Source organism: Janibacter cremeus, from assembly GCF_013409205.1.
GTDB lineage: Bacteria > Actinomycetota > Actinomycetes > Actinomycetales > Dermatophilaceae > Janibacter > Janibacter cremeus.
Window position 1 is genome coordinate 110,003 of record NZ_JACCAE010000001.1, and the last position, 24,381, is coordinate 134,383.

General features: G+C 69.1%; 24 protein-coding genes. 8 read left to right on the forward strand and 16 right to left on the reverse strand.

The annotated features are described in order from the left end of the window. Positions 1-82: 82 nt before the first annotated feature. Entirely contained in the window at positions 83-841 is a 759-nt protein-coding gene (locus BJY20_RS00525) for a YebC/PmpR family DNA-binding transcriptional regulator (protein WP_185989729.1), read from the reverse strand. Positions 842-940: 99 nt separating this feature from the next. Then, positions 941-1,573 (reverse strand): pyridoxal 5'-phosphate synthase glutaminase subunit PdxT, encoded by a 633-nt coding sequence (gene pdxT, locus BJY20_RS00530; RefSeq protein WP_185989730.1) that lies wholly within the window; start codon positions 1,571-1,573, stop codon positions 941-943. 134 nt (positions 1,574-1,707) lie between these two features. Between pdxT and BJY20_RS00535 the strand changes: the two genes are divergently transcribed. Further along, on the forward strand, positions 1,708-1,989 hold the full coding sequence (locus tag BJY20_RS00535) for a YtxH domain-containing protein (protein WP_185989731.1): 282 nt from the start codon (positions 1,708-1,710) through the stop codon (positions 1,987-1,989). Positions 1,990-2,000: 11 nt separating this feature from the next. On the opposite strand, the gene pdxS is transcribed toward BJY20_RS00535, so the two are convergent. After that, positions 2,001-2,897, reverse strand: a complete 897-nt coding sequence (gene pdxS / locus BJY20_RS00540) for a pyridoxal 5'-phosphate synthase lyase subunit PdxS (protein WP_185989732.1) — start codon at positions 2,895-2,897, stop codon at positions 2,001-2,003. 127 nt (positions 2,898-3,024) lie between these two features. Here pdxS and BJY20_RS00545 point away from each other — a divergent pair, with 127 nt between their 5' ends. Beyond that, positions 3,025-4,362 carry an aminotransferase class I/II-fold pyridoxal phosphate-dependent enzyme gene (locus BJY20_RS00545; RefSeq protein WP_185989733.1) on the forward strand — a complete coding sequence of 446 codons (1,338 nt, stop codon included), beginning with the start codon at positions 3,025-3,027 and terminating at the stop codon, positions 4,360-4,362. 15 nt (positions 4,363-4,377) lie between these two features. Here BJY20_RS00545 and BJY20_RS00550 read toward each other — a convergent pair whose 3' ends face one another. From BJY20_RS00550 to thrS, 6 genes are all read right to left on the reverse strand, one after another. Next, the gene (locus BJY20_RS00550; RefSeq protein WP_185989734.1) at positions 4,378-4,956 is read right to left on the reverse strand and encodes a hypothetical protein; all 579 of its coding nucleotides are present in this window, start codon (positions 4,954-4,956) and stop codon (positions 4,378-4,380) included. Then, entirely contained in the window at positions 4,953-6,134 is a 1,182-nt protein-coding gene (locus BJY20_RS00555) for a glycosyltransferase family 4 protein (RefSeq protein WP_185989735.1), read from the reverse strand. Before BJY20_RS00555 ends, BJY20_RS00550 begins: the two co-directional genes overlap by 4 nt. Then, a complete protein-coding gene (locus BJY20_RS00560) occupies positions 6,131-7,063 on the reverse strand; it encodes a phosphatidylinositol mannoside acyltransferase (protein WP_185989736.1) in 933 nt (310 codons plus the stop codon). The genes BJY20_RS00555 and BJY20_RS00560 overlap by 4 nt, the downstream gene beginning before the upstream one ends. Next, on the reverse strand, positions 7,060-7,686 hold the full coding sequence (gene pgsA, locus BJY20_RS00565) for a phosphatidylinositol phosphate synthase (protein ID WP_185989737.1): 627 nt from the start codon (positions 7,684-7,686) through the stop codon (positions 7,060-7,062). The genes BJY20_RS00560 and pgsA overlap by 4 nt, the downstream gene beginning before the upstream one ends. A 62-nt stretch (positions 7,687-7,748) precedes the next feature. Continuing rightward, a complete protein-coding gene (locus BJY20_RS00570) occupies positions 7,749-8,306 on the reverse strand; it encodes an HIT family protein (RefSeq protein WP_185989738.1) in 558 nt (185 codons plus the stop codon). 2 nt (positions 8,307-8,308) lie between these two features. Further along, positions 8,309-10,330, reverse strand: coding sequence for a threonine--tRNA ligase (gene thrS / locus BJY20_RS00575; RefSeq protein ID WP_185989739.1), 2,022 nt, complete (start codon positions 10,328-10,330; stop codon positions 8,309-8,311). A gap of 80 nt (positions 10,331-10,410) precedes the next feature. Between thrS and BJY20_RS00580 the strand changes: the two genes are divergently transcribed. After that, positions 10,411-11,142: an MOSC domain-containing protein gene (locus BJY20_RS00580; protein WP_185989740.1), complete on the forward strand. Its 732-nt coding sequence runs from the start codon at positions 10,411-10,413 to the stop codon at positions 11,140-11,142. 40 nt (positions 11,143-11,182) lie between these two features. Here BJY20_RS00580 and BJY20_RS00585 read toward each other — a convergent pair whose 3' ends face one another. The 4 genes from BJY20_RS00585 to BJY20_RS00600 form a co-directional block, all read right to left on the reverse strand. Next, complete coding sequence (locus BJY20_RS00585) at positions 11,183-11,539, reverse strand: VOC family protein (protein WP_185989741.1); 357 nt, start codon at positions 11,537-11,539, stop codon at positions 11,183-11,185. A gap of 114 nt (positions 11,540-11,653) precedes the next feature. Beyond that, positions 11,654-12,520, reverse strand: coding sequence for a MaoC family dehydratase (locus BJY20_RS00590; protein ID WP_185989742.1), 867 nt, complete (start codon positions 12,518-12,520; stop codon positions 11,654-11,656). Then, a complete protein-coding gene (locus tag BJY20_RS00595) occupies positions 12,520-13,857 on the reverse strand; it encodes a 3-oxoacyl-ACP reductase (protein ID WP_185989743.1) in 1,338 nt (445 codons plus the stop codon). Before BJY20_RS00595 ends, BJY20_RS00590 begins: the two co-directional genes overlap by 1 nt. 31 nt (positions 13,858-13,888) lie before the next feature. Beyond that, positions 13,889-15,178 (reverse strand): acetyl-CoA C-acetyltransferase, encoded by a 1,290-nt coding sequence (locus BJY20_RS00600; RefSeq protein ID WP_185989744.1) that lies wholly within the window; start codon positions 15,176-15,178, stop codon positions 13,889-13,891. Between the two features lie 121 nt (positions 15,179-15,299). Here BJY20_RS00600 and BJY20_RS00605 point away from each other — a divergent pair, with 121 nt between their 5' ends. Beyond that, positions 15,300-15,986, forward strand: coding sequence for a TetR/AcrR family transcriptional regulator (locus tag BJY20_RS00605; RefSeq protein ID WP_343062718.1), 687 nt, complete (start codon positions 15,300-15,302; stop codon positions 15,984-15,986). Between the two features lie 59 nt (positions 15,987-16,045). Here the strand turns inward: BJY20_RS00605 and BJY20_RS00610 are convergent, their stop codons facing one another. Beyond that, entirely contained in the window at positions 16,046-17,068 is a 1,023-nt protein-coding gene (locus BJY20_RS00610) for a TetR-type transcription factor C-terminal domain-containing protein (RefSeq protein WP_343062719.1), read from the reverse strand. 15 nt (positions 17,069-17,083) lie between these two features. Between BJY20_RS00610 and BJY20_RS00615 the strand changes: the two genes are divergently transcribed. The 4 genes from BJY20_RS00615 (at position 17,084) to BJY20_RS00630 (ending at position 22,753) form a co-directional block, all read left to right on the forward strand. Further along, positions 17,084-18,040: a cyclase family protein gene (locus tag BJY20_RS00615; RefSeq protein ID WP_185989747.1), complete on the forward strand. Its 957-nt coding sequence runs from the start codon at positions 17,084-17,086 to the stop codon at positions 18,038-18,040. Between the two features lie 7 nt (positions 18,041-18,047). Then, a complete protein-coding gene (locus BJY20_RS00620; protein ID WP_185989748.1) occupies positions 18,048-19,694 on the forward strand; it encodes a class I adenylate-forming enzyme family protein in 1,647 nt (548 codons plus the stop codon). Positions 19,695-19,698: 4 nt separating this feature from the next. Further along, entirely contained in the window at positions 19,699-20,739 is a 1,041-nt protein-coding gene (locus BJY20_RS00625; protein ID WP_185989749.1) for a phosphotransferase family protein, read from the forward strand. Positions 20,740-20,815: 76 nt separating this feature from the next. Further along, entirely contained in the window at positions 20,816-22,753 is a 1,938-nt protein-coding gene (locus BJY20_RS00630) for an acyl-CoA dehydrogenase family protein (RefSeq protein ID WP_185989750.1), read from the forward strand. A gap of 4 nt (positions 22,754-22,757) precedes the next feature. On the opposite strand, the gene BJY20_RS00635 is transcribed toward BJY20_RS00630, so the two are convergent. Beyond that, the gene (locus BJY20_RS00635) at positions 22,758-22,991 is read right to left on the reverse strand and encodes a superinfection immunity protein (protein WP_185989751.1); all 234 of its coding nucleotides are present in this window, start codon (positions 22,989-22,991) and stop codon (positions 22,758-22,760) included. Between the two features lie 40 nt (positions 22,992-23,031). After that, positions 23,032-24,375, reverse strand: coding sequence for a magnesium transporter (mgtE, locus tag BJY20_RS00640; RefSeq protein ID WP_185989752.1), 1,344 nt, complete (start codon positions 24,373-24,375; stop codon positions 23,032-23,034). Between the last annotated feature and the right edge of the window lie 6 nt (positions 24,376-24,381).

The following is a 24,381-nucleotide window of genomic DNA, read 5'->3' on the forward strand; positions in this document are numbered from 1 at the left end:
TCTCCTGACCACGCCGCTTAGAACACCTGTTCTAGTCGAAGACTACGTGTCGGCGGCCGCGTGACGACCGCCGACACGCCGGTCACTCCTCGGCGTCAAGCTGCTCCAGGACCTCGTCGGAGACGTCCCCATTGGTGTAGACGTTCTGCACGTCGTCGCTGTCCTCGAGTGCCTCGACGACCCGGATCATCTTCTTCGCCCCGTCGAGGTCGAGCGGGACCTCCAGGCTGGGGAGGAAGACTGCCTCGGCGGAGTCGTAGTCGACGTCCGCCTCCTGCAGCGCGGTGCGCACGTCGACGAAGTTCGTCGCCTCGGAGACGATCTGCCAGGACTCGCCGTAGTCGTTGATCTCCTCGGCGCCGGCCTCCAGGACGATCTCGAGCAGCTCCTCGTCGCTCTTCTCGGCCTTGGGGACCATCACGACACCGCGACGGTTGAAGAGATATGCCACGGAGTTCGGGTCGGCGAGGTTGCCACCGTTGCGGCTGAGCGCGGTCCGGACCTCGGTGGCCGCCCGGTTCTTGTTGTCGGTGAGGCACTCGATGAGCACGGCGACCCCGCCCGGGGCATATCCCTCGTAGGTGATGGCCTCCCAGTTGGAGCCACCGGCCTCGGCCCCCGAGCCGCGCTTGACCGCGCGGTCGATGTTGTCGTTGGGGACGGAGTTCTTCTTCGCCTTCTGGATGGCGTCGTAGAGCGTCGGGTTGCCGGCCGGGTCACCGCCACCCGTACGGGCAGCCACCTCGATGTACTTGATCAGCTTGGCGAAGAGCTTGCCGCGCTTGGCGTCGATCGCCGCCTTCTTGTGCTTCGTGGTTGCCCACTTGGAGTGGCCGGACACGTAGGTCTCCTCGGGTGGCTGGTGGATGGTCCGATCGTCGATCCTACGCGCCGTGGTCGCCGCGGCCCCGGTCCTGCCCCGCCCGCTCGGCGATGGGTGTCAGGCGGGCCCGGCCATTGCGACGAAGAGCCGGTGCACCCGGTGGTCACCGGTGACCTCGGGGTGGAAGCTGGTCGCCAGCAGAGGGCCCTGGCGCACGACGACCGGGCGGGTCTCCCCCTTCGCCCCGACTGCCGCGAGCACCTCCACACCATCTCCCCACTCCTCGACCCATGGGGCGCGGATGAAGACCGCCCGCACCGGACCACCCTCCACGCCACGAACCTCGAGGTCGCACTCGTGGGAGTCGACCTGCCGGCCGAAGGCATTGCGCCGGACGGTGATGTCCAGCCCCCCGAGAGTCTGCTGGTCGCGGTGGCCGTCGAGGATCCGGTCGGCCAGCAGGATCATCCCGGCGCAGCTGCCGTACACCGGCATCCCGTCGGCGATCCGGGAGCGAAGGGGGTCACGCAGCCCGAAGGTCCGGGTCAGTTTGTCGATCGTCGTCGACTCACCGCCGGGGATCACCAGGGCGTCCACCTCGGCGAGCTCCTCGGGGCGGCGCACAGGGGTGGCGGTCGCTCCCGACGACTCGAGGGCGGCCCGGTGCTCTCGCACGTCTCCCTGGACGGCAAGAACGCCGATTCGCGGGCGAGCGCCGGGCACCGACGACCCGAGCGGAGCGGATGTCATGCGGCACCAACGACAGGACGCACGTGGCGGGGCCCTACCTCGTACCCGTTTCCGGACCGACCGAACCGGGTAGGTCCTGACCAGCGGCCACGAGAGGCGTGGCATGCCGTGACGAACGGACTGTGGAGGTCCCCATGCGCAAGATGTCGCTGTTGGTTGGTGCAGGGATCGGCTACGTGCTCGGAACCCGGGCCGGACGTGAGAAGTACGACCGCATGGCCGCCCAGGTGCAGCGGCTGCGGCGCGACCCACGCGTGAAGGACAAGGCCCAGCAGGCCCGCCGGGCTGCTGACGACCTCGGCCACAAGGCCGGGGAGAAGGTCACGGAGGCAGTCGAGCGCACCGGCTCGTCGTCGGATGGCTCCGGCGACGACCCCTTCCCGACTTCGGCCCCGCCCGGCGGCACCGGGGCCTGATCCGGCCCCGGTCACCAGCCGCGCTCGGCGAGCCGGTGCGGCTGCGGGATCTCGTCGACGGTGATGCCGACCATGGCCTCGCCCAGGCCGCGGGAGACCTTGGCGAGGGTGTCCGGGTCGTCGTGGAAGGTCGTCGCCTTGACGATCGCCTCGGCACGCTCGGCAGGGTTGCCGGCCTTGAAGATGCCCGACCCGACGAAGACGCCCTCGGCCCCGAGCTGCATCATCATCGCGGCGTCGGCCGGGGTGGCGATGCCACCTGCGGTGAAGAGCACGACCGGCAGCTTGCCGTGGGTCGCGACCTCCTTGACCAGGTCGAAGGGGGCCTGCAGCTCCTTGGCCGCGACGAAGAGCTCGTCCTCGGGCAGGGAGGCGATCCGATTGATCTCGGAGCGGATCGAGCGCATGTGCGTCGTCGCGTTGGAGACGTCACCGGTGCCGGCCTCCCCCTTCGAGCGGATCATCGCCGCGCCCTCGGTGATGCGGCGCAGGGCCTCGCCGAGATTCGTGGCACCGCAGACGAAGGGGACGGTGAAATTCCACTTGTCGATGTGGTTGGTGTAGTCGGCCGGGGTGAGCACCTCGGACTCGTCGACGTAGTCGACACCGAGCGACTGCAGCACCTGCGCCTCCACGAAGTGGCCGATGCGCGCCTTGGCCATCACGGGGATGGAGACGGTGTTGACGATTCCCTCGATCATGTCCGGGTCGCTCATCCGGGACACGCCGCCCTGGGCACGGATGTCGGCGGGCACGCGCTCGAGCGCCATGACGGCGACCGCGCCGGCGTCCTCGGCGATCTTCGCCTGCTCGGGGGTGACCACGTCCATGATCACCCCGCCCTTGAGCATCTCGGCCATGCCGCGCTTGACGCGCGCCGTCCCGGTCCCGGTGGTGGCACTGCTCATGACTCACTCCTCGTCCCGGTCGCGTGCGCACGACCTAGTTGTTTGATCTAGGCCATAAATTACCACGGCACAGGTCAAACTCTCGTCGGTGCCCGCGAACAGCGGGAAGCCACCTAGACTCGCTCGCGTGGGTACCAAGGCAGCAACGCTGATCATCGGCGGCACGGCGGCGCAGATCGCCGACAGCGTGCGTGGTCTCGTCGAGCGTGGCCACCTCTCTCCCGGCGAGACGCTGCCGCCTGTGCGGGCCCTCGCCGAGCAGCTCGGCGTCAACCGCAACACAGCCGTCGCCGCCTATCGCACGTTGGCCCGCTCCGGGGTCGTCGTGTCGCAGGGCCGGGCCGGCACCCGGGTCGCGCAGCGATCACGCGTGCCGCAGGAGGGTTTCGCCGCTGCCGGGCCCCTGCGCGACGTGGGCAACGGCAACCCCGATCCGCGCTGGATCCCCGACCTGGGGCCGGCGCTGGCGACGGCCGCGGGGCGGCGACCGGTGCTCTACGGCGAGCCCGTGATCGACCCCGGTCTCAAGGCATGGGCACAGCAGTGGATCGCGCCCGATGTCCCCACGCAGACGCAGGACCTGCACCTGACCCTCACCAGTGGGGCGGTCGACGCCGTCGAGCGGCTCCTGGCCCAGGCCTTGCTGCGTGACGACACGGTCGCCCTCGAGGACCCGTGCTTCCTGGCCAGCATCCACCTCGCCCAGCTCGGCGGATATCGCGCCGTGCCGGTCCCCGTCGACGCCGAGGGCATGACGGTCGAGGGACTGCGCGATGCCCTCGACCAGGGTGTCCGGGCCGTCGTGAGCACCCCCCGGGCGCAGAACCCCACCGGCGCGTCGCTGAGCGCCCGTCGCGCCGCGGACCTGAGGGAGGTCCTCGCCGAGCACCCGTACGTCCTCGTGGTCCAGGACGACTACTTCTCCTACCTCTCCCGCCAGCCCTTCCACTCGATCATCGGCCCCGACCACCAGCGTTGGGCCCTGGTGCGCTCGGTCTCGAAGTTCGCCGGTCCGGACATGTGCCTGGCGGTGATGGCCTCCGATGCGGATACCGCCGCGCGTCTGGAGATGCGCCTGCGACCGGGCACCACCTGGGTCAGCCACCTGCTGCAACGGATCACCCACTCGGTCATGAGCGACCCGGCCGCCCTGGCGCTGATCGAGCAGGCGGGTGCGCACTACGCCGAGCGGAACGGGTCATTCGCCGACCTGCTCACGGCCCGGGGCCTGCCGACCGAGGCGGGCGACGGGATGAGCCTGTGGGTCACGCTGCCCGTCGCGGCACGGGAGGTCGCTGATCGACTCACGCGGCGGGGTTGGTTGGTTCGCACCGGCGACGAGTTCCGGCTCGAGCAGACCGACGAGCGCTCCCGCCACCTGCGGCTGACCGTGCACGACCTGGGCGAGGAGGACGCGGCCGCCCTCGCCAACGACCTCGCCGATGCCGTGCACGCGGCGGGCTGAGCTGACCCGTACCCCTCAGCCGTGGATCAGGGCGTCGTCGAACTCCACGGTCTGCGGCAGCACCGCGTGGCCGGCGAGACGGAAGAGGCGCACGACCGGCTTGGCGCGGACCCGCTGCACCTCCTTGACCGCGTCGTTGTGGAACCGACGGGCCAGCTGCACGCGCAGACCGGCCGCACGCAGTCGACCCAGGGCAGCAGCGCCGGGTCCGCTGGACGCCTCGATGTCCACGGCGACCTCGGGGGGCAACGCCGCGTGGATCACCTCGGTCAGCTCGCTCTCGACCCCTTCGCGCCCGGCGAAGTGCTGCCCCTCGAGCGGATCGCCGGCGAAGGTGTGCTCGTTGACGCGCTCGAGCGATCCGCTCGCCGCCCCGACGAGCAGCAGAGCGGTCGCAGGGTCGAGGGCACCGCTGTTGGCGAGCTCGAGGGTGGCTTCCGCCCGGCGCACGACCTGGGCGTCGAGAGCGGACAGGGCTCCCTCGACCTTCGCGTGCAGTCGATCCAGACGGGCGGCACTGTAGGAGAGGTACCACGCGAGGAGCAGCAGCACGCCGACGGCGGCGGCGACGGCGACCCAGGCGAGGGTGCTCATCCGCCTCCTCCTGCGTGACCGCGGCCCGGCCGCAGGCGGGTGACCTCCTGGCGTGGTGGCCCGGCGTCGACGACGGTCTCGTACACGGCGTGGATCTCCTCGGCCACGACGTCCCAGTCGAAGGCCGCGGCCCGCTCGCGCCCGAGATCGCCGAGGGCGCGTCGGCGGTCCGGGTCGGCCAGCAGATCCACCGCCTGGTCGGCCAGGTCGTCGGGACGGCCGGTCGCGAAGGTCGCTCCCGCCATCCCGGTTCGCCCACCGTCGAGGACGCGCTGGAAGGCGGCGAGGTCGCTCGCGAGCACCGGGGCGCCGGCGGCCATGGCCTCGACGAGCACGATCCCGAAGCTCTCCCCGCCGGTGTGCGGAGCGATGTAGAGGTCGGCCGAGGCGAGGGCGCTCGCCTTGTCCACCTCGGACAGCGCCCCGAGGAACTCGGTGGCCTCGGCCACCCGCTCCGGAAGTCGCGCCCGCGCGGCCTGCGCTCCCCCCGGCCCGATGACGAGCAGGCGTGCTCCCGGGATCTCGTCCAGGATCCGGGGCATCGCCTCGGCCAGGACGAGCAGGCCCTTGCGCGGCTCGTCGATACGCCCGAGGAAGACGAGGGTCGGCCGCCCCGGCCCTCCGCTCCACTGCGGCCGTCGGTCGGCGCCGGCAAAGGCCGACGTGTTGACGCCGTTGGGGATGACGACGGCGTCCCCGCCGAGGTGCGTCGTCACGGTGCGACGCGCGTCCTCGGAGACGGCGATCCGAGCGTGGATCTTCTCCAGCGAGGGGCGCAGCAGGGGGGAGGCCGCCTGCATGACGCGGGAGCGCACGTTCGAGGTGTGGAAGGTCGCGACGACCGGCACCTCCGCGGCCCAGAGGGCGAGCATCGACAGGCTGGGCGCGAGCGGTTCATGGATGTGCAGGACGTCGAAGTCGCCGTCCTCGAGCCACCGGCCCACCTTCGCCGCCGCCACCGGACCGAAGAGCAGTCGCGCGGTCGATCCGTTGTAACGGATCGGCACCGCCCGACCGGCCGGCACGACGTAGTCGGGCAGCTCGGTGCCCTCGTCCGCTGGCGCCAGCACGCTGGCATGGTGCCCGGCCGCTCGCAGGTACTCGGCCAGGTCGCGGATGTGGAACTGCACTCCCCCGGGCACGTCGAAGGAGTAGGGGCTGACGAGGCCGACCCTCATGCCGCAGTCCGTCGGTCATCGGTGCCGGCGGCCAGGTCGTCGACGAAGACCCGCTGCATCATGTGCCAGTCCTGGGGGTGCTCCGAGATGGCTGCCCCGAAGGCGTCGGCGCACGACTGCGTCACCTGCGTGACCGCCTCCGGCGTTCCCGCGGGCGGGACCTCGACGGCGTCGTGGATCGTGATGACCATCCCCCAGTCCCGACCGACGCGCTCGTGGCGCAAGGTGACGGGATGGAGCCGGTAGCCACTCTCGACGGCGAGGGCGGCGGGTCCCGCGGCCATCCGGGCGGCGTGACCGCACAGCTGCACCTCGACGCCGGTGGTCGACAGGTCCCGGTCCGCGAGCAGCGGCATGACGACCGGCTCACCGGTGTCGAGCTGGGCACGCAGGACGTCGAAGGTGCCCTTCTGCGCCGGCAGGATCCGCATGCCCAGACCTTCCCGGTAGTCGAGGAAGGCGCGGAACATCTCCTCGGGCTCGAGCCGCTCGGCGACCGTGACCACGGGCCCGAGGTGTCGGGCGCACCAGACTCCGGCGAGATCCCAGTTGCCGGTGTGCCCGAGGAAGCAGAGCACCGGCCGTCCGGCGAGCAGCTCGGCCTTCAGCTGGGGCATCGCGCCCTCCCAGCGCACGAGGCGGTCGACGTCATCGCCATGGACCGACGGGAGGCGGAAGGCCTCCACGTAGTAGCGAAGGGCGGCGCGGACCCCCTTCGCCGTGGTGTCCTGCAGCTCCTGCTCGGTCAGGTCGGGACGGACCCGGGCGTAGTTGTCCCGCAGCCTGCGCACGGAGGTCCCGTCCGCTGCCGTGGTGCGGTCTGCCGCGACGTCGAAGAGACGGTAGGCCAGTCGTGCCGGGATCAGGCGGAGCAGCCGCCACGCCAGGAGGAAGGCCAGGACGGTGAGCCGTTCCCGCAACCGGGTCACGAGGTCGCGGGCGAGGACGATGCACGGGCTTGCTGGCGCACGTACAGGACCCGCTGGACGACAGTGACGAAGCTGGCCAGGGCCAGCAGCCCGAGGACGACCTTGAGCACGACCTCGGGCAGGCCCAGGCCGACCAGCCCCGCCGTCACCAGCGCGGCCACCAGACGGTCGGCCCGCTCGGCGATGCCGACGTCGGCGCGCATGCCCAGACCCTCGGCCCGGGCCCGGGCATAGGAGACGAGGCTGCCCAGCACGAGGCAGGCCAGGGCGAGCCAGGCCATGACCCGGTCGTCACCGCCCTGGAAGAACCAGATCGCCAGACCCGCGAAGACCGCTGCGTCGCCCATCCGGTCGAGCGTCGAGTCGAGGAAGGCGCCCCAGTTGCCCGAGCGCTCCAGCTGGCGGGCCATGATCCCGTCGACGGTGTCGGAGAAGACGAACGCCGTGATGACCAGGACCCCGATGAACAGCTCACCCCGGGGGAAGAAGATCAGGGCACCGAGCGAGACGCCCAGTGTGCCGATGACGGTGACGACATCGGGGCTGATGCCCAGACGCAGCAACACCTTCGCCACGGGAGTGAGGATCCGGGTGAAGGTCGCGCGCGCGTATCGATTCAGCATCTCGGGACAACAGGGTATATGCGCCGTACGGGTGACCGACGCCGCCCGGTGGGCACGTCGCGTCAGTCGGTCGGCCAGGCTCGCACCAGCGCCGTGCGCGCGTCCTCCAGGAGGATCGGCAGCGCCTTGGTCTGGGCGATGATCGGCAGGAAGTTCATGTCTCCACCCCAGCGCGGGATCACGTGCTGGTGCAGGTGTGCGGCGACGCCCGCCCCTGCGACCGCGCCCTGGTTCATCCCGATGTTGAAGCCGTGCGGCGACGAGGCCTCCTGCATGGCGCGGATCGCAGCCTTGGTCAGCGCCGTGAACTCGGCCGTCTCCTCGTCGGTGAGGTCGATGTAGAGGGAGACGTGCCGGTAGGGGCAGACGAGGACGTGACCGGCGTTGTACGGGAAGAGGTTCATCACGACGAAGCAGCTCCGGCCGCGGTGGACGACCAGGCCTTCCGCGTCCTCCTTGTCCGGCGCGACGCAGAAGGGACACCCGTCCCCCGCGTCCTCGCTCGGGCGCTCTCCGGTGACGTAGGCCATCCGGTGCGGCGTCCACAGGCGGTCGAAACCGTCCGGGACGCCGACGAAGGAGCGCTCGTCCTCCATGGGGCTCTCGCGGGGATCGGTCATGCTCAGTCGCTCGCCGGCGCGGAGGTGACCTGACCCTTGCCCTCGATGGCGGCGAGCACCTTGGCGATCGCCGCCCCGATCGGCACACCGTTCTCCTGCGACCCGTCGCGGTAGCGGAAGGAGACGGCGTTGTTGCCTCGGTCCTCCTCACCCGCGATGAGGGTGAAGGGTACCTTGGCCTTGCTCGCGTTGCGGATCTTCTTGGGGAAGCGGTCGTCGCTCTCGTCGAGCTCGACTCGGATACCCTTGGCCCGCATCTGCGACAGCACGTCCCAGAGGTAGTCGTTGTACTCCTCGGCGACGGGGACCCCGAGCACCTGGACGGGGCTCAGCCACACGGGGAAGGCCCCGGCGTAGTGCTCGACGAGGACACCGATGAAGCGCTCGATCGAGCCGAACTTCGCCGAGTGGATCATCACCGGCTGCTGGCGGGAGCCGTCCGCCGCCTGGTACTCGAGGGCGAACCGGTCCGGGGAGGGCTGGTTGAAGTCGTACTGGATCGTGCTCATCTGCCAGGTGCGGCCGATGGCGTCCCGCGCCTGCACGGACACCTTGGGACCGTAGTAGGCGGCGCCGCCCGGGTCGGGCACGAGCTCCAGACCGGTCTCGGAGCAGACCTGCTCGAGCACCGCGGTCGCCTCGGCCCAGTCCTCGTCGGAACCGATGAACTTGGTGCTCGACTCCCCTTCGTCGTCCCGTGTGGACAGCTCGAGGTAGAAGTCGTCGAGACCGAAGTCCCGCAGCAGGCCGAGGACGAAGTCGAGCAGGTGACGGATCTCGTCGGGCGCCTGCTCCTTGGTGACGTAGGAGTGGCTGTCGTCCTGGGCGAAGCCGCGCACACGCGTCAGGCCGTGGATGACACCGGACTTCTCGTGCCGGTAGACGTGCCCGAACTCGAAGAGACGCAGCGGCAACTCACGATAGGAACGCTGCTTGGAGCGGTAGATGAGGTTGTGCATCGGGCAGTTCATCGCCTTGAGGCGGTAGTCCATGCCGTCGACGTCGAGGGGGGCGAACATCCCTTCGCCGTAGTAGGGCAGGTGCCCGGAGGTGTGGAACAGCCCCTCCTTGGCGATGTGCGGGGTGCCTACGTACTCGAAGCCCTCCTCGATGTGACGACGGCGGACGTAGTCCTCCATCTCCCGCTTGATGACGCCGCCCTTGGGGTGGAAGACGGGAAGACCGGAGCCGATCTCGTCCGGGAAGGAGTAGAGGTCGAGCTCACGACCGAGCTTGCGGTGGTCGCGCTTCTCCGCCTCGGCCAGGCGGTCGAGGTACTCCTTCAGCTCGGCCTTCGTCGGCCAGGCGGTGCCGTAGATGCGCTGCAGCTGCGGGTTCTTCTCCGATCCGCGCCAGTAGGCGGCAGCCGAACGCATCACCTTGAAGGCATTGCCGAGTAGCTTGGTGCTCGGGATGTGGGGTCCGCGGCACAGGTCCCCCCACGCCACGGAGCCGTCGCGGCGCAGGTTGTCGTAGATCGTCAGCTGGGCGCCGCCGACCTCGACGCTGGCGCCCTCACCATAGGACTCCGGATCCTCCTCCCCTGCACCCTTCAGCCCGATCAGCTCGCACTTGTACGGCTCGTCGGACAACTCCGCCAGGGCGGCCTCGTCGCTGATCTCGCGACGGTGGAAGGTCTGTCCCTCGTTGATGATCTTCTGCATCGCCTTCTCGAGGGCCTTCAGGTCCTCGGGGGTGAACGGCTCCTCGACGTCGAAGTCGTAGTAGAAGCCGTCCCGGATGGGCGGACCGATGCCGAGCTTGGCCTTCGGGTGGATCTGCTGGACGGCCTGCGCGAGCACGTGGGCGCACGAGTGACGCAGGACGTCGAGACCGTCCTGGTCCGCAGCCGTGATCCCTTCGACGACGTCGCCGTCGGACAGGACGTGGGCCAGGTCGCGCAACTCGCCGCCGACACGGGCGACGAGGACTGCCCGCTCGTCCTGGAAGATCTCCGCCGCCGTCGTGCCCTGGGCCACCGATCGCTCGTCTCCGGCGACGGTGATGGTGATCTGGGCAGGCACGATGATTCTCCTGGGTCGGTAACGGTTGGGGTCCCGAGTGGGTACCCACGAACTCTATCGTCGCTGGTTGACTGGGCCGCATGCGTGTCTCCCGGATCGGTCTCGCCGTGCTCAAGGGTGCGCGGCACGCCGCGCAGACCTCCGTGCGACTCGAGCAGGGTGGCCCGGTCGGCGACCGGCTCTTCTGCCTCGTCGACCCGACCGAGGGCCGGGTGCTGCGCACCGTGGAGCACCCGCGCCTGGTACTCGTGGAGGCCGGCTGGGACGGCACCGCGCTCACGACCACCACGCCCGAAGGGGGCGTGGTCGCCGCTGCTCCACGGCCCACCGGGGAGCAGCTGGCCTTCGAGTACTGGGGCCGGGAGGCCCGGGTCGAGCTGCAGGACTCCCCCCACGCCGAGCAGCTCGGGGACCACCTCGGTCGATCGGTGCGGCTGGCCCGGGTGACCCGGCCCGGGGAGGTCGTCTACGCCGGGTCGGTGAGCCTGGTCAGCACCGGCGAGATCGCCGAGCTCGGTGAGACCGATCCGGCTCGGTTCCGGGCGACCTTCACGCTCGACTCCGCGCGGCTCCCGGAGCCCGGGACGCAACTCGCCGTCGGGGAGGCGCTCATCCGGGTGCGCTCCATGCTCCCCCGGTGCCGCGTCATCGACATCAACACGGGCACGGGGACGATGGACACCCGCCACCTCGCAACCCTGGCGGGCCGGCCCCGCCCGGTGGGCGAGCTCCCCTTCGGCCTGGATGCCGAGGTGCTGGTACCGGGCACGGTGCACACCGGCGACCCGGTGTCAGCCACCACCGGACCGTGAGGCCGCACGCCACACGTCCGGCGCGGGGCGCTCGTCAGGTCTATGTCGTGCCCTCGTACAGCCCGATGTGGTTGCCGTCCGGGTCGGCGAGCACGGCGAACCAGCTCGTCTGAGAGATCTGTGACTTCTCCATCACGACCGAACCACCGGAGACGGTGGCCTGCGTCAGGACATCGTCGATGGAGTCGACCTCCACGTAGGAGCGCGGGTGGGTGAACCCGTCCTCGCGCGGGGCCAGGCCACCACCGCTGATCTTGTTCGGCGCCTGCCACATGGGGTACCCCTCGAAACCGGGGATCTCGGCGATCTGCCAGCCGAAGAGGCCGCTGTAGAAGGCGCTGGCCGCGTCCATGTCCGCGACCGGGATGTCGATGTGGGTGATGTCTCCGTGTGCCATGACTCGAGCATCCCACGTTGCTGTGACGTACATCACTCCCGAGCGCCGAGCGGTCACCCGGGTGGCAGTCGAGGGCCCGTGCCCCTGCGTGGGGACACGGGCCTCGACGTGTCGTCAGGACAGGGTGAGCACGAGGTGCTCTGTTGCCGGCTTGCGGGAGTTGCGCAGGCCCGCGACGACGGAGCCGCCCTGGTCGTCCTTGTCGATGACGAAGTCGACCTTGCCCGGCAGCAGGACCGGCTTGAAGAACCACACATGGCTCGTGCCCGGACCGCTGGTGACCGAGCCGACGGCGGCGAGCGTGCGCGCGTAGGTCCACATGCCGTGGGCGATGGCCTGCGGGAAGCCCATCACCTTGGCCGTGGGCGCGCTCATGTGGATCGGGTTGATGTCGCCCGAGGCGAACCCGTAGGTGCGTCCGAGGTCGGCCGGCAGGCTCCACTTCGCGGCAGCGGCACCCGTCGGGATCGAAGGGGGCTGCTCCCCTCGGGTGGCCTCGGCGTCACCGCGCCCTCGGGACAGGTACGTCGAGCGCCCTTCCCAGACCCGCTCCCCCGCGACGTCCACCTCGGTGACGAGGTCGACGACCGTTCCCTTGGGGTGGTCGCGCAGGTGCTGCGCGGTCACGGTGATGTCGAGCTCCTCCTCGAAGCGGACCTCACGGTGGACCGTGATGACGTTCTCGAGGTGGACCAGCCCCATGAGTGGCAGGGGGAAGTCCTTTCGGGACATCAGCTCCATCTGCAGGGGGAACCCGACGACGTGCGGATAGGTGTGTGGCAGCACGTCGGAGTTGTTGAAGCCACAGATCCGCTCGTACTCCAGCAGATCGTGCCGGTCGACCTGGTGCCCGGTCAGGCGCAGCGAGCGCTCCGGCAGCTCTCCCGTGGTCTTCGGCCCCATACCCGGCACGGAGGGTAGGGCCGCCTTCGCATAGATCGCGCCCAGCGCGGGGACGGACGTGAGGGTCTCGAGTGCCATCAGGCCCCCAGGATCATCTGGCCGCAGACGCGCACGACGTTGCCGGTCACGGCGCGGTTGGCGTCCCAGGAGAACCAACCGATGGTCTCGGCGACGTCCACCGGCAGGCCACCCTGCGACAGGGAGTTGGTCAGGCGACCGACCTCGCGCGTGGCGAGGGGCACCTTCGCGGTCATCTCGGTCTCGATGAAGCCCGGGGCGACGGCGTTGACGGTGATGCCCTTGGCGACGACCTGCGGGTCCTCGGCCAGACTCTTCGTCATCCCGATGACGCCGGCCTTGCTCGCGCCGTAGTTCACCTGGCCCCGGTTGCCGGCGATGCCGGCGATCGAGGAGATGTTGACGATGTGGCCGCCCTCGTTGATGGCCGGGATGAGCGTCTCGTTCATCCGCAGGATGGACTGCAGGTTGACGTTGAGGACCGAGCCCCAGCGGTCGGCGTCGGTGTTGACCAGGAGCTTGTCACGGGTGATGCCCGCGTTGTGCACGACGATGTCGAATCCGCCGTGCAGGCTCTGTGCGTGGTCGACGATCTTGGCGCCGGCGTCCTCTGCCGTGACGTCGAGCTGGAGGGCCGAGCCACCGATGCTGTTGGCGACGTCGGCGAGCGGGCCTCCGGCGGCGGGGATGTCCACGCACACGACGGTGGCACCGTCGCGGGCGAGGGTCTGCGCGATGGCTGCGCCGATGCCGCGGGCGGCGCCGGTGACGACGGCGACCTTGTCGGCCAGCGGGACGTCCCAGCTGGCCGGCGCGACGACGTCACCGACCCGCTCGCCCACGTCGATGACCTGGGCGGAGACGTAGGCCGAGCGACCGGAGAGGAGGAAGCGGATGGTCGCCTCGGCGTCGGCCTCCGCGCCCTCGGCGACGTGGACCATGTTGGCCGTGCCACCAGCACGCATCTCCTTGCCGACCGATCGCACGATTCCCTCCAGGGCACGCCGGGCCGCTGTCTGGGCGACGTCCTCGGCGTCCTCGACCGGACGGCCGATGACGATGACGCGGCCGGTCGGGGCCAGCGTCTTCAGCGCCGGCGACAGGATGCCGCGCAGCGTCTCGAGGTCGGCCGGGGTCTCCACCTGCGTCATGTCGACGATGACCCCCGCGACGGAGGTCGAGGGTGAGGTGGCGATCTGGATGCCGTCCGCGGACAGCACCTGGGTCAGCGCCGTGGCGACGGGGGCGTCACCGTGACCGTCGAGGAGCACCGCGCCGTTGATGAGCGGGGCGCCTGCCGTGTGGCGACGCAGGGTGGTCGGCCGGGGCAGGCCGAGGGTGTTGGCGATCTGCTTGCCCAGACCGGAGCTGACGAACTTGCCGTACTCGAATCCCATGGGGTTCTCCTTGATTCGCTTCGGGGAGGGCTCAGGCGCCCTCGAGGATGGCCACGACGCCCTGTCCGCCTGCGGCGCAGATGGAGATCAGACCGCGGCTGCCCGGGCCCTTGGCGTGGAGCAGCTTCGCCATGGCGGCAGTGATGCGACCACCGGTGGCGGCGAAGGGGTGGCCCGCGGCGAGCGAGGAGCCGTTGACGTTGAGCTTGTCGCGGTCGATCGAGCCCAGGGCGGAGTCGCGCCCGAGCTTCTCGCGGCACCAGGACTCGTCCTCCCAGGCCTTCAGCGTGGAGAGCACGGTCGACGCGAAGGCCTCGTGGATCTCGTAGTAGTCGAAGTCCTGCAGGGCCAGACCGTTGCGCTCGAGCATGCGCGGGATGGCGTAGGCCGGCGCCATGAGCAGGCCTTCGGCACCGTGGACGTAGTCCACCGCAGCGGACTGGCCGTCGACGAACCAGGCGAGCGGGGTCAGGCCCTGCTCGGCGGCCCACTCCTCGGATCCGAGGAGGACGGTCGAGGCGCCGTCGGACAGCGGCGTGGAGTTGCCGGCGGTCATGGTCGCGTCATCGCCCTTGCCGAAGACCGGCTTGAGCTTCGCGAGCTTCTCCATCGACGAGTCGGGACGCAGGTTCTGGTCACGCGACTGCCCCATGAAGCTGGTCATGAGGTCGTCGTTGAAGCCCTCGTCATAGGCGCGGGCCATGTTCTGGTGGCTCTTGGCGGTCAGCTCGTCCTGCGCCTCGCGGGTGATGCCCCACTTCTTGGCCGTGATGGCCATGTGGTCACCCATGGACAGGCCGGTCCGCGGCTCCGAGTTGCCGGGGAAGGCGATGCCCAGGTCGGTCGGACGGATCGCGGCGATGGCCTTGAGCTGGTTGGCGGTCCCCTTCGCCCGGTTCGCCTTGAGCAGCTTGGTGCGCAGCTTCTCGCTGACGGTGATGGGCGCGTCGGACGCGGTGTCGACACCACCGGCGATGCCGGACTCGATCTGACCGAGCTTGATCTTGTTGCTCACCAGGAGCGCGGCCTCCAGGCCCGTGCCGCACGCCTGCTGGAGGTCGTAGGCCGACGTCGTCGGTGCGAGCGCTGAGCCCAGGACCGACTCACGGATGAGGTTGAAGTCGCGGGAGTGCTTGATGACGGCACCGCCGGCGACCTCGTCGATGTGCTTGCCGCCGAGGTTGTACCGGGCGACGAGCCCGTCCAGGGCGGCGGTGAACATGTCCTGGTTGGACGCCTCGGCGTAGGGGCCGAACTGGCGCATGAAGGGGATGCGGTTGCCACCGAGGACAGCGGCACGGCGGGGCTGGTTGTTGGCCACTCCGGGTCTCCTGGTCGTGAGTTGGGTGTGTGTGCGATCCGCTCGTCGCCGAGGAATCCCACACGAATTATACGATACGGACGGTAGCAGGTACTCGCAGTACCTGCTACCGTCCTCCAGTGTGAGTACCACCACCGACGGACGCAGCGCCCGCTGGGAGGTCCACCGGCAACAGCGCCGCAAGGAGCTGGTCGAGTCGGCGATCCGGACCATCCGCAGCCGGGGCGCCACTGTCGGCATGGACGAGCTGGCCGCAGGTGCCGCGACCTCCAAGACGGTCTTCTACCGGCACTTCAGCGATCGTCACGGCCTGTACCAGGCCGTGGCCGATCGTGTGGACGAGCTGATCCTGCGCGACATCGGCACGGCGCTCGGCCAGGGCGTGGCGAAGGGGGTGAAGGGAGGCAGTCTCGACGCCTTCGAGGTGGACCCCCGCGCGGTGATCCGGGCTGCGATCGACGCCTACCTGATGTTGGTCGAGCGCGATCCTGAGCTCTACCGCTTCATCGTCTCCGCCCCGATCGTCGGCAGCGGGAAGTCCGGCAACGCTGCCGAGGCCGTTGCAACGGCCACCGGCAAGATGGCGGGGCAGATCAGTGAGCTGATCTCGGCGGCCCTCGTCGACCGGGGCAATGACCCGGCTCCGGCCCGGCTGTGGGGACAGTCCCTCGTGGGGCTCGTCCGCGCCGGCGCCGACGCCTGGCTGGCCGGGTCGGCCGGCGACTTCACCCGCGAGCAGCTGACCGAGCAGCTGACCAACCTCGCGTGGTCGGGCATCAAGATCGCCTGGACGCGTCCGGCCACCTGACCGCTTCCCACCCTTGACTCGCCTGCGGCACGTCGTCGGATGTGGGCTCGCGTCAGGAGTCAGCCATGGCGAGGCCGGACGGCCGGGTCACACTGGACCAGGTCGAGGGCGAAGTCGACATACCACTGGGCGATCTCCTCCGGCGTGGACGGGCCCGCACGCCGGTACCACTGCGGGATCGCCGTGCACAACGTCACGACGGCGCGAGCGGCCTCCTTCGGCTGCGGCGTGCGGAAGACCCCGGCCCGGCATGCCGCAACGGTCTCCGCATCGACTCGGGACTGCTCCTCCCTTCGCATCTCAGCGATGCGACCTCGCGCCGGGGCGGCGAGGCTGCGCATCTCGGTGGCGCCGATGAATCCCAGCTCACGGCGATGGCTGTGGAAGAGCACTTGACACTCGACCAAATGGGCAAAACGGGTCCAGGGGTCGCTGGCCCCATGGCGGGCAGCAGACGTCCGCTGCTGGAGTTCGCCCATGGTCCGGTCGAGGATCGCGACGAGTAGCTGCTGCTTGCCCGCGTAGTAGTGGTAGAGGCCGGCCACCGACAGCCCTGCCCGCTCGGCGATCCCACGCATCGTGGAGCCGTGGTAGCCGAACTCCAGGAAGGACGCCAGGGCACCCCGCAACGCCGGGTCGAGGTCGAGCGGTTCGAAGCGTCGCCACCCTCCGGCCCCGGCGAGCACCACCGGATCCACCAGCTGCTCCCACCGTCCATCCTGGATCGGCTCGGCGATCCCGGCAAGGAGTCGATCGGCGCGTACGCCGAGGACGTCGGCGAGGTCGACCACTCGCTCCGAGGACGTGCCGACCCGGCCGTTCTCGATGGCGCTGAGCGTCCCGACGCTCACAGCGAGCTGCTGCGCGAGTTGCCGCGCACTCATCCCGCGCTCTCGCCGCACGTCTCGCACGGTCGCTCCGAGGACCACTCTGTGAACTGATGTTCCACCGCTGTCAGTCACGACGTCGACCTCACTCACTATTTCAGGATTCCTGAACAAGATTGTCGTTGACAACAATAGCGGCCCAGAGCACGGTGGTCTTGTCACTGCCCGACCAAGTGATTGTTCTAGTTGCATCATGCTCAAGGAGGAGCCATGACCGACACCGCACCGTCCCTGACCGAACTGCTCAAGGACGCCCCGTCGAACTGGGGCAAGTGGGGCCCTGACGACGAGGTCGGTAGCCTGAACTACCTCGGACCGGAGCAGGTGATCGCCGCAGCCGGCCTCATCCGCAGCGGCAAGGTCTTCCCCATCCAACGGCTCATTGGTGATCCCAAGGGCGACCCGGTCTGGCCCAGCCGCAAACCCGCAGTGCGGACCCAGATCATGGACGAATCAACGTGGGACTCGGAAGACGCCCCGGCCTTCCCCGGTGGCCTGCACTACGCCGACGACAAGATCGAGGCCTTCCTGCAGGGCTCGACGCAGTACGACGCGCTCGGTCACGTCTGGTACGACGGCAAGCTCTGGAACGGCTACGACGCGCGGTCCACGGTCGGAGGGATGGACAAGGCCAGCGTCGAGCCGATCGCGGACCGCGGGGTCGTCGGCCGGGCGGTGCTGCTCGACATGGCCCGCTTCCGGGACAAGGACTACCTGGACTCGGCCGAGACGTTCACCCACGAGGACCTCGTGGCGTGCGCCAAGCAGCAGGGCGTCGAGATCCGCAAGCGCGACATCCTGCTCATCCGAACGAACTACCTGCAGAAGTTCTTCGACGTCGGCGACGAGTTCTACGAGAACTTCTGCGAGCCGGGCCTGATCTACAGCCCGGAGCTGGTGCATTGGTTCGCGGACATGGAGATCCCGAACCTCGTGACGGACACCATCGCCAACGAGGTCACCACCGATCCGGAGACCGGGGTGGCGCTCACGCTCCACAACGCGCTCATGCGCAACTTGGGGGTCGCCTTCACCGAGATCGTCGACCTCGAGGAGCTGGCTGCCGACAGCGCCCAGGACGGCGTCTACGACGTGTTCTACGCCGCGGCGCCGCTCAAGGTCTCGCAGGGCAGTGGCTCGCCGGTGAATCCCCTCGTCATCAAGTGAGGTCGTGATGAGCGTCTATGACGAGAAGCCGTGGGTCGCGCTGTACGGCGATAAACCGGCCACCATTGCGCCCGAGTACGTCTCCGCCCTGGACATGTTCAGGGCGGGGTTGCTGGCCGACCCCGACGGTGAGGCCATCCGGTACTTCGACGGCGTGGTCAGTCGCCGCGAGCTCGAGGAGCAGAGCGACGCCTTGGCCAGCGGACTGCTTGCGGAAGGCTTCGTCGCCGGCGACCGTCTGGCGGTCTATCTCCAGAACGTCCCCCAGTTCGTCGTCGCGATGCTCGCTGCCTGGAAGGCGGGCGGCATGCTCGTCTCGATCAACCCCATGAGCAGGGAGCGCGAACTGCACTACCTCCTCGACGACTCGGGAGCTTCCGTGCTCCTGTCGCTGGAGGGTTTGTACGACGGGGTCGCCCGCCACGTCGTTCCTGACTCACCGGTGCGGCTCGTCCTGACGACGAGCGAGCTGGAGTACCAGACGGAGGCCGACCCGCGACTCTTCGGCGACACGACCCGCATCCGGCACGAGGGCACGACCGACTTGACCGAGTTCATCGAACGTCACCGCGGGCAGGTGCCTCCACCGGTGACCCTCACAGCCCAGGACACGGCGTTCCTCACATACACGTCGGGGACCACCGGTCAGCCCAAGGGCGCGATGAACACCCACGGGAACGTCGTCTTCACCGCGATGATCTACCGCGATGGCGCGAGATTCGCACCGGGCGGCTCCGTGATGGCGGTGGCGCCGCTCTTCCACATCACGGGTCTCATCGGGCACATCGCCATCAGCATGCTGGCGCCGATGCCCTTGGTGCTCGCCTACCGTTTTGAGGCCGGTGTCGTCCTCGATGCGCTCGAGCGGCACCGCCCGACGTGCACGATCGGCGCGATCACCGCTCTCAATGCACTGCTCGACCATCCCGACTTCACAGCGGACCACTTCTCGTCCTTCGACTCGGTGTACTCGGGTGGAGCTGCCATCTCGCCCGCAGCCGAGCGTCGCTTCCGCGAGGCCACCGGCCACCAGGTGCACAACGCCTACGGCCTCACGGAGACGACGAGCCCCATGACCCTCACCCCCTTTGGTGCGGAATCACCGGTCGACCCGGCGTCAGGGGCTCTATCGGTGGGTGCCCCAGCTCAGTCGACGACCGTGCGCATCATCGATGACGACGGCAGCGACGTATCCCTGGGGGAGATCGGCGAGATCGTCGCCGAAGGACCCCAGGTCGTCGCCGGGTACTGGCGCAAACCAGAGGAGACCGCGGCATCGATCCCGGGCGGTGCACTGCGCAGTGGTGACGTCGGCTTCATGAACGAGGACGGTTGGGTCTTCATCGTCGACCGCAAGAAGGACATGATCAACGCATCCGGCTACAAGGTGTGGCCGCGCGAGGTCGAGGACGTACTCGCCGAGCATCCCGCGGTCCGTGAGGCTGCGGTCGTGGGCGTCCCGGACGAGAAGCGCGGAGAGACGGTCAAGGCTTTCGTCAGCCTGCGTGAAGGGCAGCACGTGGAGCCGGACGACCTCATCGCACACTGCCGGGAACGCATGTCGGCGTACAAGTACCCCCGCCACCTGGAGATCATCGAGGACCTCCCGAAGACCGTCACCGGCAAGATCCTGCGCAGGCAGCTGCGTGGGTGAGTCGATGCAGACCCGGGAGGGTGACCCCCCGGGTCTGCCTCTGGCGACCCTGGGCAGCATCCTCGCGGAGCGCGTCCCCGAGATCGATGGTGCTCGGCTACAGGCATCGCTGATCTCCGGGGGCCGCTCCAACCTCACCTACCTCCTCACCGACGGCACACGGCGGTGGGTTCTACGGCGTCCTCCCCTGGGAGCGATACTCGAGACGGCGCACGACATGGGTCGGGAGTACCGCATGATCGAGGCACTGCATCACTCCCGCGTTCCCGTACCCCGACCGGTGTACCTGTCACGTGCCCAGGACGAGTCCGTGTTCGGTTCCGCCTTCTTCATCATGGGGTGTGCCGAAGGCGAGGTCCTGCGGGAGGAGCCGCAGCTCGCCGCCCTGACCGACCCCGAGGGACTCTCCCGACGTCTCATGCGGTGCCTGGCAGACCTTCATGCGATTGATCCCCACGACGTGGGCCTCGGTGGCCTCGGCCGTCCCGACGGATATCTCGAACGGCAGATCGAGCGCTGGCTGCGGCAGGTGGCGACGATCGACTCCGCTCTCCACCTGCGGTTCGAGGACGTGGCAGCCTCCCTTCGCCACCGCGTGCCGACCACCCAACGCGCCAGCCTCGTGCACGGTGACTACCGCCTCGACAACGTCGTGGTCGACACTGCACATGAGGTCGTGGCCGTGCTCGACTGGGAGATGGCCACCCGGGGAGACCCGCTGGCCGACGTTGCCTCCGCACTCATCTGGTGGGACGGGATGCGCGGGCTCGACTCGCCCGTAGCCGCCCATCCCGGTGACATCCCCGGCTACCCGAGTCGTGAGGTCCTCGCGGCAGCCTATGCCCGCGAGAGCGATCTCGATCTCACCGACCTCGACTGGTACCTCGGGTTCGCGTTCTACAAGATCGCGGCGATCTTCGAGGGGATCCGCCATCGGCACGACGAAGGCATGACCCTCGGCGCCGGCTTCGAGCGGATCGGACCGCTCGTCCCGCACCTGCTCGAATCCGCGGCCTCGACACTGTCCGGTTCGCACTCGTGCTGAAGGAGACACCGGGAGTCACATCGCCGGTCGGAACCTGTCCTGTCCGCCCGTCACCGCCATCTGCGACGATGCGGACATGGTCACTTCCGAGTCGCCCAAGGATCCCGCCGCCGATCAGATCAGGACCGTCCTGGACGGTCGCTGGGCAGATGTGCGGCAGCACCTTCGAGCAGACCCTGACTTCCCCGTGGCGGTACCCGCCCTCGAGCTCGGTCTGGATGAGCACCGCGCCCGGACCCTGGACGCGTGTCGGGCCCTGGCCGGCAGCGACTTCGTACTCGGCGCCGTCCCGCCGGAGCAGGGTGGGACCGGTGATCTCGGTGGCTCGATCACCGGGCTGGAGATGCTGGGGCACGGCGACCTGTCGGTGATGATCAAGGCCGGGGTCCAGTTCGGCCTCTTCGGGGGCGCCATCTCCAACCTCGGCACCGCCCGCCACCACGATGCCCACCTGCAGGACGCACTGCAGCTGGACCTGCCGGGTGCCTACGCGATGACCGAGACCGGCCACGGGTCGGACGTGCAGTCGTTGCTGACGACCGCGACGCACGACCCGGAGACCGATGAGATCGTCATCCACTCCCCTTCGCCCGCGGCCCGCAAGGACTACATCGGGGGCGCCGCCCGTGACGCACGGATGGCAGCCGTCTTCGCCCAGCTGGTCGTCGCCGGCGAGGACCATGGCGTGCACTGCGTCCTCGTGCCGATCAGAGACGAGGAGGGGCGAGCGATGCCCGGCGTGACCATCACCGACTGCGGACCCAAGATGGGCCTGCGCGGGGTGGACAACGGCCGCTTGATGTTCGACCAGGTCCGCGTGCCCCGGCAGAACCTGCTCAATCGGTACGGGGACATCGACGACGAGGGAAACTACACCTCCCCCATCGAGAGCAAGAACCGTCGCTTCTTCACCATGCTCGGCACTCTGGTGCGCGGTCGGATCACTGTCGGTGCCGGGGCCGGGGCAGCCGCCCGCAGCGCCCTGGCGGTCGCCATCGAGTACGGCCTCCATCGCACCCAGTTCCACTACCCGGACGGCGAGCACGAGGTCGTGATCTTGGACTACCGCGGCCACCAGCGCAAGCTGCTCCCGCGGCTCGCTCGCTCCTATGCGCTTGCCCTGGCCCAGAACGCCATCATCGCCCGGATGCACGACATCGCCGTGGGCGCGGAGTCGAGCGAGAACGCCCAGCGCGAGCTCGAGGCTCGGGCTGCAGGGCTGAAGGCCGTGACGACCTGGCACGCGACCGACACCATCCAAGCCTGCCGCGAGGCATGCGGCGGCGCGGGGTACATGAGCGCGAACCGCTTCACCGACCTCAAGGCGGACACGGACGTCTTCGCCACCTTCGAGGGCGACAACACCATCCTCCTGCAGCTGGTCGCCAAGGGGATGCTCACCAACTACCAGGCCGATTTCGCCGACCTGGACACCGCCGGCGCCATCCTCTTCGGCGCCAGGCAGCTGAGCACCTCGGTCATCGAGCACACCATCGGCGGCTCTCTCATCCAGCGCCTCCTCTCGGGCGCGCCCGGACGCGACGGTGACGACGCACTGCGTGACCGAGGTGGGCAGCTCGCGCTCTTCGAGGACCGGGAGTCCCACATGACCGAGACCCTGGCGATGAGGCTGCGACGGTCCGGGGATGACGGGAGTGACTCGTTCAGGGTCTTCAACGACGCCCAGGACCACCTGCTCGAGGCCGCTCACGCCCACATGGACCGAGTGGTCCTCGAGGCGTTCGTCACCGCGCTCGATGACGCCGCGCAGGGTCCCGGTCGGGATCTGCTGGAGAAGGTATGTGACCTCTTCGTCCTCAGCTCGGTCGAGGAGAATCGCGCGTGGTACCTCGAGCACGGTCGCCTCAGTGCCGGCCAGGCCAAGGGAGTCGTCGCGAGGGTCAACGAGCTGTGCGACGAACTGCGCCCCCACGCCAGCACCCTCGTCGATGCCTTCGGCATCCCCGACGAGTGGCTCACCACCGAGATGATGGACGACCTGGCGCAGTTCTGAGTCGTCAGCGCACAGCCAGGATGCGGTGCTCTCTGATCGACATCACCAGCGCGACGATCCAGCCGACGACGGTCCAGCCCAGGAGCAGGTTGACCCAGAAGACGGTCCACGCGTTGTGGGTGCCCCGCACCGCGGCGATGGCCCACGGCAGCATGTAGCCGGCCGAGAGGATCGCGACGAGGACCGCGACAGGGGCGCTGACGACTCGGGTCTTCTGATCGGTGACGATGCGTGGCATGGGCCCAGCCTACGGCCAGTCGCTGGTGTGGCGCCCCGCGTCACAGACCCAGGAGGGTGATGGCGACGGTGAAGTAGACGAGCAGGCCGCTGGCATCGCAGAAGGTTGAGATGAACGGTGTGGAGAAGACGGCTGGGTCGACACGGAAGTAGCGCGCGACGAGCGGGACCACCCCGCCGACGGTGGCGGCGATCGGACAGTTGAGGAACAGGGTCAGCGCGATGACCAGCCCGATGTCCATGCCGTAGAAGGGCGATCCCAGGACGAACGCGGCGATGGCCAGCAGGAGCCCCAGGGTCAGTCCGGTGCGGACCTCCTTGAAGGCCACCCGGACCACGTCGCGAATGCGGATGTCTCCCAAGGCCATCGCGCGGGTGACGGTGGTGGCCGCCTGCGAGCCGGTGTTTCCACCGATGCCGGTCACGAGGGGGATGAAGAGGGCCAGCGCGGTCAGCTGCGTCAGGGTGGCCTCGAACATCTCCAGCACCTGGACCGTCAGCACCGCAGAGATCGCGAGCACGAAGAGCCAGACGATGCGGGAGCGGGCGACGACCCGCACGGGCGTGGCGAGGTAGGGGCGACGAAGTGGCTCACTCGCGCCGGCGCGGGCGTGGTCCTCGGCGACGGCTTCCTTGTCGATGCGGGCCGCATCGGTGATCGGGAGCACCCCGACGAGCCGGCGCTCGCGGTCGACGACGGGAACCATGAGTAGACCGCTGTCGAGCAACCGGCGGGAGATGCGCTCGGCGTTGTCCTCCGTGCCGGCCATCTGCGGGTCGTCGTCCATGAGGTCGATGACCATCGCGTCGCTCGGGTGGCGCATCAGCTCGATCGTGTCGATCGTGCCCAGGACGATCCGGTCATGGCTGATGACCGGGATGACCGTGAGCTGATCGATGTCGCCGGGGTGGCGGTTGACCCGTCCGAGGACCTCCCCGACCCTCGCATCGGGACGCGCGTGCACGGCGACCGAGGACATCTGTCGACCGACGGACCCCTGCGGGTAGCCCAGCAGCTCCATCGTCGCGTCGAGCTCGTCACCGTCGAAGGACGCGAGCAGCCGCTTGGCCACCTTCGCCGGTAGTTCATCCAGGAGGCGGGCCTGCTCGTCCGGATCGAGGTTGGCGAAGACGTCGGTCAGCGGGGCGTGGCCCAAACGGTTGATCAGGTCCGCCTGGGCGACGGTGTCGAGGTCGTCGAAGACGACGACTGCGACATCCTTGTCGAGCAACCGGAAGATGACGGCCGCGTCCTCGGATGTCGCCGATTCAATGCTCGCGACGATCTCGGCCGGGCTCATTTGTCGCACGAGGAGGGAGAGGGTGCTCAGGTCGCGGGACTGGATCAGCGTCCGCACTCGGTCCATGTCGATGTCAACCCGCATGGTTGC